At 51.0% G+C, this 13,870-nt stretch carries 9 protein-coding genes; 1 reads left to right on the top strand and 8 read right to left on the bottom strand.

Features of this window, described 5'->3' with window-relative positions:
• Positions 1-4: 4 nt before the first annotated feature.
• The 7 genes from V3C10_00895 to V3C10_00865 form a co-directional block, all read right to left on the bottom strand.
• Positions 5-949 (bottom strand): ROK family glucokinase, encoded by a 945-nt coding sequence (locus tag V3C10_00895; GenBank protein WVP62416.1) that lies wholly within the window; start codon positions 947-949, stop codon positions 5-7.
• Positions 950-2,058: 1,109 nt separating this feature from the next.
• Positions 2,059-4,044, bottom strand: coding sequence for a transketolase (gene tkt / locus V3C10_00890; GenBank protein ID WVP62415.1), 1,986 nt, complete (start codon positions 4,042-4,044; stop codon positions 2,059-2,061).
• Positions 4,045-4,123: 79 nt separating this feature from the next.
• Positions 4,124-5,407, bottom strand: a complete 1,284-nt coding sequence (locus V3C10_00885; GenBank protein WVP62414.1) for a DUF5711 family protein — start codon at positions 5,405-5,407, stop codon at positions 4,124-4,126.
• Positions 5,408-5,812: 405 nt separating this feature from the next.
• Positions 5,813-7,330 (bottom strand): LysM peptidoglycan-binding domain-containing protein, encoded by a 1,518-nt coding sequence (locus V3C10_00880; GenBank protein WVP62413.1) that lies wholly within the window; start codon positions 7,328-7,330, stop codon positions 5,813-5,815.
• A 65-nt stretch (positions 7,331-7,395) separates the two neighbouring features.
• A complete protein-coding gene (gene yyaC, locus V3C10_00875) occupies positions 7,396-7,995 on the bottom strand; it encodes a spore protease YyaC (GenBank protein ID WVP62412.1) in 600 nt (199 codons plus the stop codon).
• 178 nt (positions 7,996-8,173) lie between these two features.
• Complete coding sequence (locus V3C10_00870) at positions 8,174-9,274, bottom strand: hypothetical protein (protein WVP62411.1); 1,101 nt, start codon at positions 9,272-9,274, stop codon at positions 8,174-8,176.
• A 29-nt stretch (positions 9,275-9,303) separates the two neighbouring features.
• Positions 9,304-10,503, bottom strand: coding sequence for a coenzyme F420-0:L-glutamate ligase (locus tag V3C10_00865; protein WVP62410.1), 1,200 nt, complete (start codon positions 10,501-10,503; stop codon positions 9,304-9,306).
• Positions 10,504-10,846: 343 nt separating this feature from the next.
• On the opposite strand from V3C10_00865, the gene V3C10_00860 reads away from it, so the two are divergent.
• Entirely contained in the window at positions 10,847-12,922 is a 2,076-nt protein-coding gene (locus tag V3C10_00860; protein WVP62409.1) for a sigma 54-interacting transcriptional regulator, read from the top strand.
• Here V3C10_00860 and V3C10_00855 read toward each other — a convergent pair.
• Positions 12,901-13,866 (bottom strand): membrane dipeptidase, encoded by a 966-nt coding sequence (locus V3C10_00855; protein ID WVP62408.1) that lies wholly within the window; start codon positions 13,864-13,866, stop codon positions 12,901-12,903. The genes V3C10_00860 and V3C10_00855 overlap by 22 nt on opposite strands.
• Positions 13,867-13,870: the final 4 nt, after the last annotated feature.

The following is a 13,870-nucleotide window of genomic DNA, read 5'->3' as shown; positions in this document are numbered from 1 at the left end:
TTTATCAGTCGAGAATCAGCCTTGCGGCTCCATAGATTCCGGCGTCATTACCCAGTGTTGCCAGCTCAATTCCGGCCTTGTTCTCTGAAATAGGCGTATACTCCTCATAGTACTTGCGGATCTTGTCCGTCAGGAATGTGCCGGCCTTTGAAACGCCTCCGCCAATGACGAACACTTCCGGATCTACGGTCATCGACACGATGGCAAGCGCCCATCCGAGATAATAGCAGACCGTCTCCATCACTTCCAATGCCAGGGCGTCTCCCGCCTTAGCGCAGTCCACTACATTCTTTGCGGAGATGCGGTCCCCAAATTTACGCATGGCGGAATCCGCGCTGCTCTTCTCCATGATCCTTCTCGCTTCCCTGGCAATGCCGGTAGCCGATGCAATCTGCTCGACGCAGCCATAGCCTTTACAGTTGCACTGTTCCTTCTCTCCCTCCCGGATCCGCATATGGCCAATCTCACCTGCCAGGCCGTGTTTTCCGGGTATAATCTTCTGATCAATGATAACGCCCCCGCCGACGCCTGTCCCGAGAGTCACCATGACGATGTCGCAGTATCCTTTACCGCCGCCCTGCCACATCTCTCCCAGAGCCGCCACATTGGCGTCGTTGCCCGTCTTTACCGTGATGCCGTCCAGAAGTCCGCTCAGGATTTCCTGCGGGTTCATATCATGCCAGCCCAGATTGACACAGACCTCCACATAACCGTTCGGAAGGACCGGTCCGGGAATTCCAAGGCCCACTCCCGCAACATCGGACAGGGCAATACTCTGTTCTTTTATAACCTTCCGGATTGATGCCGCTACATCGGGAAGGATGTATTTTCCATTCTCCTCTTTTCTGGTCGGCACTTCCCACTTCTTTACCAGTGTCCCGTCCAGTTCGAACATTCCAACCTTTACCGTGGTTCCGCCTACGTCTACGCCAATACACTTTTTACTCATGCTACGGCCTCCCTTAACTCTGTCTGTTCCATTTATTATTACTCGATTGCGTGATTATACTGCAATCCCTTTATTTTTCATTTCCATTATAAGAGATAGGCTGGTATATTGCAAGAGAGGGATTTAATTGAGGAATGAGAACGCCGCCGGGACGGTCGGGGGGCGGGATGGTGAGAGGGAGGTTGTGAGTCTTCAGTCCCGGCTTGCAGGTTGTTGCGGGTGTGGAATCCGGGCAGAAAAAGTTCCTTCGGGAAACGCCCCCGCTCTTTGGAGTACATAACGGACACTAACCTCGAAAAAACCTCGGTAAGTGCCGATGAACTCCCAGGTTCCCTCCGGAATCTTTTTCTCCCGGATTCCCCACGGGAAGGTTATCGACCGGGACTGAAGACGCGATGGTTTTCGCCATCCCGAACCCCGGCCTGCGGCCGCTGATTTGTTCTTATTCCTTCAGGGGGGGGGAGGTATTGTCGCTGCCACTATGCTTCCTAAAATTCCAGGGGAATGCCGGTTTGGTATTAAATAGATGAGTCTTAGTTTTAACGCCTGACCTGTCCTTGAATAACCATTGAATTTTTTGATTCATCATTAAATATAGCTTTGGATTTTTCTCTGAATCCAGCCCAGAATACCTTCATAAGGTAAAAGATTCACGACTACATAGTGGCCGCGACAATACCTCCCCCTTACTTGACGAAAGAGACAATCAGCCCTGAAGCCGGCGGACGGGGCAACAACCTTCCCTGAGTCTTCAGTCCCGTCGACAACCTGCCCGGGGGAAGAAGGAGAAAAACTTTCCGAAGGGTGACCTTGAAGCTCGCCGGTGCTTAGCGAGGTCCTTTCGAGCTTAGCATCCGCTGTGCGCTTCACAAGCGGGAGCGTGTCCCCGCAGGAAAGTCTTTCTCCGGATTCCCCCCTCACCACAACCTACAAACCGGGACTGAAGACTCATCCACACCCTCCCACTACCCCGTCCGCCGTCTTACAGAGGCGTCCTCGCATCTCAACTAAATCCTCATATACCTATAAGTGCGGATACACATAAAGCGTGAGAAGATCCGGAACACCGGTTCTCCTCACGCTTTTCAGCCACTCTATATGACCTTCAATTACATAATCTCCTTCACAGCGGCCGCCACGTTCTCCACAGTAAATCCAAATTTTTCAAAGAGCTGTGCCGCCGGGCCGCTTGCTCCGAAGCCGTCCATGGTCACAGTTTTTCCGTCCAGGCCGGTGTAGCGTTCCCATCCGAAGCCGCTGAGGGCCTCCACCGCTACTCTGCGTCTTACCGATTTTGGAAGGACGGACTCTTTATATTCGTCGGTCTGCTCTTCGAACAGATCCACACACGGCATGGATACGACACGGACCCTGATTCCTTCCGCTGCCAGTGTCTCTTTGGCTTTAACGGCCAGGGCCACCTCGGATCCTGTTGCAATCAGGATTGCGTCGGGTGTTCCCTCGCAGTCATCAATCACATATCCGCCCTTTAATGCCTCTTTGCTGCTTCCGGCCATCGGCTCCAGGTTCTGTCTTGTCAGAACAAGGGCTGTCGGTGTGTGCTCCGAGGTAACGGCGCTGTACCAGGCTGCCTGTGTCTCTGTCGCATCACACGGACGGAATACATGGAAATTCGGCATTGCGCGGAGCGCCGCCATCTGCTCAACCGGCTCGTGGGTCGGGCCGTCTTCCCCCACGCCGATACTGTCGTGGGTGAAGACGTAGGTCAGCGGAGTTCCCATCAGTGCGGAAAGACGGGCCATTGGTTTACAGTAATCACTGAACACGAAGAAAGTGGACACATAGGCCCTGAGCCCTCCGTGCAGCATAATGCCGTTGCCGATTGCAGACATGGCAAGTTCCCTGACGCCGAAGTGCAGGTTACGTCCGCTCCTGTCCTCTTTGGAGAAATCCCCGGCTCCTGACATATTCGTCTTATTGGACGGAGCCAAATCGGCGGAACCTCCGAACAGGTTCGGCATCACATCTTTCAAGTAATTAATGATATTTCCGGAAATCGAGCGGGTTGCCTCCGCTTTCTCCTGCTTCTTCCAGAACTGCTCATCTTCTTTTAATGCCTCTGCGGCATGAATGTCATGATACTTGTTCCAGAGCTCTTCCATCTCCGGATATTCTTCACAGTATGCAGCAAACATCACGTTCCACGCTGCTTCTGTCTCCGCCTTTTCCTCTGCGATCTCTGAGAAATGTTTATATACCTCGTCAGGTACATAAAACGGCTCCTCATAAGGCCATCCCAGCGTTTCACGGAGCGCTTTCACGTTTTCAGCCCCTAACGGCTCCCCATGAGCGCTTGCTTTGCCCTGTTTCGCCGGGCAGCCGTAGCCGATCTGGGTCTTAACTGTAATAAAGGACGGGCGCTCCGTATCTCTTCTCGCCGCCTCAAGCGCCATGCCAATGGCGCCAATGTCATTGCCGTTCTCCACCGTGATCGTCTGGAAGCCGAACGCGCGCATACGCTCTTCCACATTCTCACGGAATGCAATATCCGTATTTCCCTCAATGGAAATATTGTTGGAATCATAAATCACGATCAGTTTAGAAAGTCCCAGTGTGCCCGCCAGGGAAAATGCCTCGGAGGAGATCCCCTCCATCATGCAGCCGTCTCCGCCCAGCACATAGGTATAATGATCCACTACGGGATATTCTTCTTTATTAAACACGGATTCCAGGTGGGCTTCCGCCATCGCCATACCCGTTGCCATCGCCATTCCGGCTCCCAGCGGTCCCGTCGTCGCCTCGACGCCGACCGTGTGGCCGTACTCCGGATGTCCCGGCGTCATGGAACCCAACTGTCTGAAATTCATCAGATCTTCTTTGGAAAGATCTCCGTATCCGAATAAATGAAGCAGGGAATATAACAGCATGGAACCGTGTCCTCCCGACAAGACAAAACGGTCTCTGTTCGCCCAGTTTGGATTGGCCGGATTGTGATTCATCTGGTTTGCCCACAGCTCATATCCGATGGCTGCGCAGCCCAGCGGCAGTCCCGGGTGGCCGGAATTTGCCTTCTGAATGGCGTCCGCGGACAAAATTCTGATTGAATTAACTGAAAGAGTGTCAATCTGGTTCATTTGTAGATCCTCCTGAAAGATATACTTTTGTTGTTAGCCGGTGTAACTATTCAATACCGTCTGAACAGTTGTTAACTGGTTACTTTAATATGATCTCACGTATCCTGTCCCCGCCCGTGATGATGAGGGAGTTAAAACGTGAACCTCTTGTTATTTTGGCAACTGTGAAATCAAATTCGCCGGAAAAACGCTCTCTGCCCGACATATCATAAATTTTACATGAATTATCATTATACAAAATTACGAAATCCCCGTCAATATCCATGTTCTGATACAGATAGGTGAATTCCCTGCTGAATGCAGGCGATCCGTCCGACTTATACACATCCAGCCTGTTGTCGTATTCGCCGGAGGGCGCATCCACGATCACGGCCACATAGCTGTCGGAATAAGCGATACTCTTTATCTGTTCCTCCACCGGTATCTGCTTTACAAGCTCCGGTGAGGTTACGTTCTCCAATGAGAAAAAGGCCAGCTGGTTGTCCGTCACCGCGCAGGCGTGATCTTCGTCGAAAAATCTCACCCTGGGGCACAGGCTCTCCCCGAACTCATCAAATCCGCCCACAAGACGGTCAGGGTAGCTCTTGCCAAATTCAGAGAAGTTGTAAAATACGATTCTGTTTTTAAGGGTGCTGTCCTGAATATATAAATCCGACAGCATGACCTGGGTTCCCTCCGGGGACATGGACACATCCATCAGGTATCCGCTCTTCGACATAACGGTCTTGATGCTCCAGTCCAGAGTGCTTCCGTCTTTTTTAAAAAATGTGATATAAGAAGACGTGCTGTCTTCCACCAGCGCCGCCGCGACTCCATATGCCGATACGCTGACCCTCAGAATCGGAAGCAGGGTGGTCGCTTCCCCCTGAAGTCCGGAGGTATCACAGATGTAAATGGAGTTGCCCTGCTGATCACCTAAGACAGCATAGTTTCCATTAATATAACATACCGGTGATTTCATCTGATAGCTCATAGACCACACGGCATTGCCCGACTTGTCAATATAGGACGCTCCGTCCTTACTGTATTTGAGCATGTTGTCACCGAATTTCATATATCCGGTAAAGCTGCTCTCACTGGCCGGAATCTCCTTCTCCCAGGCAACCGTATATTCAGTATACTGATGGCCGCGGACATAGCGGACTGCCAGGAATATGATAAGAACCGCCAGAAAAGCAAAAAACATGACCAGCCTGAAGTGTTTCATCCGCGTCTTCCACTCCGCCTTGCGGACGATCTCTTCCTCGCTGTCCTCCTGTTCCTTTCTCGGCCTGCCGCCTCCCGGAGCCGACCCTGGTTCTATGATGCGGCGTTTTAACTGCCTCTTTTTTTGTTCTCGTTCCATTGAGTTCATATTGCTCATTATTTATCTCCTGTAACCACGAGTCATTTTCACTAAAAATGAAAACGGATATCCGCCGTGATTCAGCGCTTGACGGCTCTGGCTCACCCGGCTGAATAGTTGGTAACAATTATACACTATTTTCAGGAGATACGCATTATATTTTCCCTATTTAGCGAAAAAATAGTAACAGCCCGGTTACTGTTCACAGGTAGTATTCCGCGAGGTGTTTTTTGTGAGTGGAGCGCAGCGAAAGTCACAGACAGCTGGCCCCTTGGGCCAAACCCGAGGGTTGCGGCGCGGCGCAACGAAAAGTGCGCGATGCGGACTTTTCATTACAATCAACGGCGTTTTTTGCCGTTTCTGTGCATCGCGCAGCGTGTTACTGGACACGGAGTGAACAGTAACAACGGCCCTTTTAACCGTTTATTCAATCCCCGTTACGTCCGGGAGAATGAGTTCCTGTCCGGCTATGATCTTGTTGACGTCGTCTAATTTGTTGAGGGCGCAGATATCGTCGAGATAATCCAGGTTACTGTAGAGTTTGAAACAGATTCCGTAGAGTGTCTCGCCGTCGCCGATTACATAAGTTCCGCCCGGTTTCATGTTGGTAACCGGGTAATCCTTGATTGCGGTGGAGTTGCCGCCGCTTTCGTTCTGGCCGCCTTCAGAGGCTCCGCTGTTCTGGGAATCCGGCTGTCCCGGGTCTCCCTGAGGTGTGGCGGAGGGTTGTCCTCCTGCCTGGTTTTGGAGGTCGGACTGGATTTTACCGCCTGTCTGGCCCTGGGCATCGGACTGTGGTTTGGCTCCTGCCTCACCCTCGCCCTGTGCCGTCTGGCCTGTGGTTCCGCCCTGGCCGCCGCTCTCCGTCTGGGCTTGTCCACCGGACGGATTCTGGGCCGAGGCCTGTTCCCCTCCCTGGTTTTCGGTCTGGCCGGACTGGGCCTGTGATTCGGAGGTGCTTGTCCCTGGCTGGGTTTCAGCACCCGGTATCGCCGTTTTTTCTACGGCCTCGCCGCTGTTCAGGATGGAATTTCCGCCGGACTGGCCCGTTTTGGCTTCCTCGGCCGAGGCCTCCGTCGGATATACATTGCCCTTGATCTGCTCCACGACCAGGTTGTCATCGTCCTCTTTCCCGATGTAGTTTTCAAGCCCCTTTACACCGCTTGGCAGGACTGAGACAAGGACGGTCTCCATTTCACGCATTTTCTGGTAGTTGTTAAACATGACAACGCCGCCGGCAAGCACCGCTACCGACAGCACGCTGCAAAGCATTCCAAGTGTTTTTATGGTTCCTCTGCGGGAGACGGCTTCCATCTTCCGCCCTTCCATCCTGTGGCGGAAGTCGCGGATCACCCTGTCTCCGCCTCCTGTTTCCACGCGGTGTACGTCTTTGCGGAGAATCATGTAATCCTGCATCATCTGATTACGCTCATAATAGATGCTGTATCCCTTCATCCGGTAAAAACCGTCGTCGGACGTTATGTAAGCCGCCTCCTCGCCGTCGATTCCGCTGTTTAAATACATGAGCTGATTCTTTCCGCCAAAATACTGGGTATGCTGTTTCCAATAATTAAGAGGACTCAAAATACAGCCGGGCGCTCCGCAAATAAACCACCCCTGTACGGTCCTCTTTGGAAAAGTTTCTTCTATGCTTTGGTATGCTTTCTTCCAGGCTGCCTCGGAAAAAATCACTTTTTCCCCTGCCGCAGTCACATCTTCCATCTCCAGCGCCCCATCGATAAATATGTAGGGCACCCCTTCGTATTGTTCCGAGCTGCCGAGCAAAAGCCCGACTCTCAGGTCTTGTCCTCCTGTTGGAAAGAGACGTTTCAGATATGTGTTTACATAATCTTCCACGTACAGCTTGACCACATCATCCCTGTCACCGATCTGCCTGATATTTTTCGGCAGTCTGGGAAACGGATTGTATAATTCTCCCATAGACTCACCCCGCTATCGTTTTATTAAATCTAGGCGATCATAGCACAGGATCTATGAAAAACTTGTCAAACAAAGGCCGTGTTATCCCAGAACTTTTCGACAAGCCCAATACTTCTGCTGATGCAGTCCGCCATCTGCATGACAACCGACAGCCTGACACTCTGCAGCATCAGCGGATCGTAATTGCCGCAGCTTCCCACAATTCCGGTGATAAAAATATCACCTACCGAGTGAAGTTCCTTGCTGACTCCGAGTCCTGGTTTCAGCGCTCCCTTGCCCAGGGTTACATAACCCACATGCTCCCTGTTTCCCACCGAAGCATCGACCGCCACAATCAGATCGTCCTGATAACACGTTCTCAAAACCGCCATATAATTTTCCAGGTTCATCGCGTGCACCGGCCGTTCCAGGGTGCCGAACACCGTAGCCTTTGTCATCTTCATCCTGCTCAGTTTATATCCGATAAGCGGCCCCAGGCTGTCCCCCGTGGAGCGATCCGTGCCAATGCATAAGAATACGATTCCCCGCTTGTTTTTGCGTTCCCGCTCTTCCAGTATCATTTCAAGGAGCTGTCTGGCAAATTCCTCCGGGATAAAATTGCGGGATGCATTATAGTAATAAATTTCCTGGTCATTCCGGATTGTCTTCCATTCCCAAATTTTCATAAACTTACCGCCTGTCTGATTAGTTAATTCTATTATAAACAGGCAGTATAAAAAATATGCAGGGGATCTGCTCCCCTGCATATTTTTACTGAGTGGCAATGAAACGTTCGCGAAGCGTACTTTTCGTTGTTATTCACAGTCCCACCCAAAGCGCGTTACTGCGAACAGTAACTGCATATTATTTTCTCGACATATTTCTGCCGCGGTATACCTCGATCGCCTCGCTGATATTGCCGGCTTCGCCGGATTCCAGAATCCGCTTCAGTTCCTCCAGCCGCTCAGCCGTAAGGAATTCCTTCCCCACGTAGCTTTCATACGTATCCGTGATAAATATTTTCTTTTCTTTTACAATCGTCTCCGTGTATCTGAGACGGCTGCCTGCATCCTCGTACGCTGCCTGCAAATCGTCAATTTTCGCCTTGCTGTTGCCGGTGATCTCATCGGTAATGATCGTTTTTGTCACATTTTCAAATGTATTTAGCGCCTCTTTTTTCTTGCGGACCGTCTCTGCCATCTCCTGCTCAAGCTGGGCAATCTCGTCGTCAAACTTCTCAAGATCATAAATTGCTTCATTTCTGTCTCTCTTGATCGAAGCCGTGATGACACGGATCTTTTTATTGTTGGAGTTGATAAGGCTCCTTATTTGCCGGCCCTCCTGAAGAGCGCTCTGATGACGGCCCTTTGTGGCGTTGCCCACAATTGTATAGATTCCGCCGAAGATAAGAATCGCAACCACGTAAATCAGCACCAGATACAGAGTTTTTTTATCGGGAAGCGCAGTGTACACTCCGTATGGAATCAGCAGGAAACAGACCGCAAACGTCAAAAGGAAGGTGAAAATTTCCTTGATCCCCCTCGGAAAATAGAGAGCATAATAAAATCCGCTTCTGCAGAAAGACGGCACTCTCTGGGACTGGAACAGGGTCTTCATCCTGACGTTCAGCTCCCGGTTATGTTCGTGAAGCTCCACGGTCTCTTCCCTGATTCGGTCCTTCATCCCCTGGTTTTTGGCTTTTTCCCTGCGGGCCCTGATTTTCTTCAGCTTTTCCTGGAGCTTTCCTATCTCCGCGTCATAGCTGCTCTCCATCTCGTCCCGCCTTTTCCGGACAGTCAGGCTGATGGCGTCTTCCACCGCCTTCCGCTCTGCTTCCAGAGATTTTTCCAGGCGCAGCTCCTCCATCCTGAGCTGTTCTTCCTTCTTCGTAAAATCGGAAAGCTCAATGACCGCCTCTTTGGCATCTTCCAGAAATGATTTAAAATCCGTTATCGTCTGTGCCATAACTACCTCCCGGATAGTTCAAAAATTATCTATTTTGTATAATTATCAAAATAGCCCTGGATCAGGACGATCGGCGTACCCTTATCGCCGCTTCCTGAAGTCAGGTCACAGAGAGAGCCGATGAGATCGGTCAGTCTTCTGGGAGTAGTACCCTGGGATACCATATTTCCCGTCAGGTTTTCCGCTTTCTCGTCTTTTTCCCTGATATAATTTGAAATCGCGCTCTTAAGCTCTTCACCGGCAAGATCGGCAAAGTTATTATCTGCGAGATATTTTAACTTCACTTCATTCGGTGTTCCTTCAAGTCCGTCTGTGTAGGCAGGAGAAACAACCGGATCGGCCAGTTCCCAGATCTTTCCTACCGGATCCTTGAACGCGCCGTCGCCGTAAACCATGACTTCGATATGTTTTCCCGTCGCCTCCATCAGCTTCTTCTGCACATCATGCACAAATTCGCCGCAGTGGATCGGGAAAAGCTTTACGGAATCTTCCGTCGCCTTGTTGGAACCAAGGAGGCCGTAGCTGTCGTTATATCCGCTGCCGTCCACACTCTCCGTCATAATGTCGTCGAGGGAAAGAACCTTAACGGCGCCCGCCTTAAGCAGCATGTTCTTTGTCCTTTTCCTGGTATGGATGTCACAGTTTAACACGGTCTTTGTATAGTCCAGAATCGCTTTTGCGTTATTGGCAAAAATAATCTCGACTTCAGCCCCTGTTTCCTCAATCAGTTTCTTATAGTAATCCACATAATCCACGCCTGTAAACTCGTGTTTTCTGTAGCCGAACAGCTCACGGTATTTCTCCTCCGTCAGCACGTCGCTCCACGGATTCACTCCGCTCTCATCCATCTGCTCCGGGGTAATCAGATGATTGCCCACTTCATCGGAAGGATAGCTGAGCATCAGAATCACCTTCTTGCAGCCCATGGCAATTCCTTTTAAACAGATGGAAAAACGGTTTCTGCTCAGGATTGGGAAGATGATTCCCACTGTCTCGTCGCCGAATTTATTGTGCACATCCTTTGCGATCTGCTCTATGGTCGCATAGTTGCCCTGCGCTCTCGCCACTACGGCCTCCGTCACAGCCACCACATCTTTATCGCGCAGTGAAAAGCCCTCGCTCTCTGCTGCTTCCAATACTGAATCTGCCACAATCTGAACCAGATCGTCCCCCTGTCTGATAATCGGGGCACGGACGCCTCTGGAAACGGTACCAATCAGTCTATCCATCTTCCATTCCTCCATACGTATAGTGTTCGCAGCCATCCAATCTGCACCGCGGGGCACGCTCCGGGATAATCCCCGCGAACCGCAGCACTCCGGCGGAAACCGGACAGTTGCTTTATCTTCAATATTATCTCCCTCTATCAGGGATTTTCACAAGAATAACTCTACCATATTTTAGAAAGGTTGTCACGTCCTTTATGTGAGGAATCCCAGTCTTAAGTCCCCTCTCCTCATTTACTGGAAAATAGGGCGATAAAATGTTACAATAACAGGGGCAATTAAATCCGCTTATAACCGGGGACCGCTTAACGGCGGGCGCCGGCTCTGCATACAAAGGAGTTAAAATATGAAAAAACTGGCAATCGTGGCGTATCAGGAATATACGGGCCATCAATACGCGGAGACGCTTAAAAAGCTGTTCGGAACTTCCGTGGAGGTGGCTTTTTATTCCATCTACAGCGATCTTTTAAAAAACCTGGAGGCCGATATTGTCGTGGCTTCCACCTATACCGTCTGCGAACTGTTGAAACAGTATGTACCCGATTTTGACAACATCACCATCGCCAACATCACGCTGCAAAAAAAGTCTGTTGCCCGGCTCCGGGCGATTCCGGAGGGGACGCAGGCTCTGCTTGTGAACGTTTCCCTGCAGGACGCCATTGATACTATCTCCCTGATCCACCGATGCGGCATCAAGCATATTGATTTTATCCCGGCCTACCCGCCCATTTCACCGGATCTCTCCTGTGGCCTGGCCGTCACTCCCGGTGAGATAGACCTGGTTCCGCCAGGGGTAAAAAAAGTGATCGATCTGGGCGAGCGGGTGCTGTCGATGAAGACCATCATTGAAATCGCCATCCGCCTGAATACCATCGAAGTACTCCACCGCCCCATTTTCCGGCAGTACTTCGACAGCATTATTTCCACCGACACCAGTGTCCTGGGAATGCTCGATCAGATCAATTTCCTGGAACAGCAGCTCAAATTTGTGACGCAGGTGTTCGATTCCGGCATCATGAGCCTGAGTGAACAGGGAGACATCATCTACGTCAACGATTCCGCCGCAAGGCTCATCGGGCAGCCTCCCCAGTATATGATAAGAAAACACCTGCACCAGGCTCTGCCCTCACTCTGGGACAGCAAAACCCCAATGGCCATTAAGGACAAGGTCGTCACTTTAAATTCCAATGTGCTTATCGTATCCGTTTATCCGGTCGAATATACCTCTGTACAGCAGGGCTTTATTGTCCTTTTAAAGAAATTTACGGATCTGGAGCAGGAGCAGTATAAGATTCGCAGGCAGATTATGGCCAGAGGGCATGTAGCAAAATACACGTTTGATGATATTGCCGGCGACAGCCTGGTAATCCGCCAGACCAAACAGCTCGCCGCCAAAATGGCGCGCTCCAATTCCTCCGTATTGATCTATGGCCAGACCGGAACCGGGAAAGAGCTGTTCGCCCAGTCGATCCACAATGCATCGCCGCGCAGGAACTTTCCGTTTATTGCCATCAACTGTTCGGCCATTCCCGAAAGTCTCCTGGAAAGCGAGCTGTTCGGCTATGCGGAGGGAGCTTTTACCGGAGCCAGAAAAGGCGGGAAATCCGGTTATTTTGAACAGGCCCACGGAGGCACGCTCTTCCTGGATGAGATCAGCGAGATGAATATCCACCTTCAGACCCGCCTGCTGCGCGTCCTTCAGGAAAAGGAGATTACGCGCATCGGCGGCGATTCCGTGATTAATGTGGATGTCCGTATTATCGCGGCCTCCAATATCAAACTGAAAACACTGGTCAACCAGTCGGCCTTCCGAAAGGATCTCTACTATCGTCTAAACGTACTGAGCATCCAGATTCCCACGCTGGATGAGCGCAGGGATGATATCCCGATTCTGGTTGAAAAGATGAAGGAGGGGCTGCATGCCGGTTTTTCCCTGACGCAGGATGCCGTAGAACTCCTTCAGAGCGTTCATTTTGAGGGTAATATCAGGGAACTTCAGAATCTGGTGGAACGGCTCAATTACTCCGATCGTCAGGTCATCGATGCCGATGAATTAAAACGGTATCTGGATCAGGACGTATTCGGGACAGACAGCGCCAGCCTGCAGGACATAGAAATAATCGAACGCTTTATTAAGGAAAACAGCCATCAGACAGACCGCATTCTCCCTATCCTTTCCATACTTCAGACAACGTGTCACAGCAGCCGTAAGCTGGGCCGGAAGACAGTTTTGCTGGAACTGGAAAAAAGCGGGATCTATTTATCCGAGCAGGAGATACGGACCATTTTCCAGACCCTTGCCTTCTACCGCCTGATCCGGATCACGCGCGGCCGGGGCGGAACATGCATTACAGATCTTGGGATGAAGGCGTACTACTATATCATGGAAAAAGGAGCGGCTCAGACCGAGTCGCCCCAATAACGGTAAAAGAAGTTTTCTGCATTGCGGTAACAGATAAGCTCTGTCAGCCGTTCGGAAAAGCCGTCCCTCTCCATGGCTTCGGCAAGTTTTACTATCTCTTTTACCCCATCGATTTCCAGTTCAATATCCATACCGTCAAAGTCGGCGCCGATTCCCAGCACTTCCTCGCCGCCGATGTTGATGATATGGCGGCAGTGGCGGAGCAGATCCGGGATGCGGCTCACCGGATCCTCAGATAAAAAGTCGGAGTAGAAATTTAATCCGATTATGCCTCCGCGGTCTGCAATCCGGCGTATCATATCGTCGCTTAAGTTGCGGCTCACCGGCCGCAGGGCGCGGGCATTGGAATGCGTTGCCATCACCGGCCTGTTTCCATACCGCATGACATCCTCAAATCCTTCGTCCGACAGGTGGGATACATCCGCTATGATTCCCAGCTCATCCATCCTGTTTAACACCTCCAGGCCGAATGCCTTTAACCCTCTGGGCTGGGACCGCGCCGCGCAGTGGGGGTAGCCCAGGCAGTTTTCGTGATTCCAGGTCATGTTAATCACCCGTATGCCTTTTTCATACAGTTCATCCAGGCGCTCTATCCTGTTTTCCAGAACCCCGCCTTCCTCCAGCGTCAAAAATCCCGATATCACTCCCTGTTTCTTATTCTCAGCATAGTCCTGAAAACTTCCTGCAAAACGCACCTTATCTTCGTATTCACAGGCCTGCTGCCGGAACAGATCGATCATGCCGAGCACATCCTGATAATGGCTCCCCAGACGCGGAGGCCTTTTAAGATTCAGAAAGCAGGCAAACATCTGAGCGGTATAGCCGCTCTGCTGCAGTGTTTTAAGCGATACGTGGCATTTATTTTCCCATAAATCCCCCAGCTCCGTTCCCTCCTGGTAAAACAGGCGGTTTAAGGTATCCGCATGAAAATCAATGAAATGCATTTCT

The organism is [Clostridium] symbiosum (assembly GCA_036419695.1).
Taxonomy (GTDB): domain Bacteria; phylum Bacillota; class Clostridia; order Lachnospirales; family Lachnospiraceae; genus Otoolea; species Otoolea symbiosa_A.
The sequence above is the reverse complement of the archived record's forward strand: the minus strand, read 5'-3'. Positions and strand labels throughout refer to the sequence as shown.

Coding starts and splice junctions, on each gene's coding strand:
- V3C10_00895 (WVP62416.1), bottom strand. CDS start 949: ATGAGTAAAAAGTGTATTGGCGTAGACGTAGGCGGAACCACGGTAAAG.
- tkt (WVP62415.1), bottom strand. CDS start 4,044: ATGAACCAGATTGACACTCTTTCAGTTAATTCAATCAGAATTTTGTCC.
- V3C10_00885 (WVP62414.1), bottom strand. CDS start 5,407: ATGAGCAATATGAACTCAATGGAACGAGAACAAAAAAAGAGGCAGTTA.
- V3C10_00880 (WVP62413.1), bottom strand. CDS start 7,330: ATGGGAGAATTATACAATCCGTTTCCCAGACTGCCGAAAAATATCAGG.
- yyaC (WVP62412.1), bottom strand. CDS start 7,995: ATGAAAATTTGGGAATGGAAGACAATCCGGAATGACCAGGAAATTTAT.
- V3C10_00870 (WVP62411.1), bottom strand. CDS start 9,274: ATGGCACAGACGATAACGGATTTTAAATCATTTCTGGAAGATGCCAAA.
- V3C10_00865 (WVP62410.1), bottom strand. CDS start 10,503: ATGGATAGACTGATTGGTACCGTTTCCAGAGGCGTCCGTGCCCCGATT.
- V3C10_00860 (WVP62409.1), top strand. CDS start 10,847: ATGAAAAAACTGGCAATCGTGGCGTATCAGGAATATACGGGCCATCAA.
- V3C10_00855 (WVP62408.1), bottom strand. CDS start 13,866: ATGCATTTCATTGATTTTCATGCGGATACCTTAAACCGCCTGTTTTAC.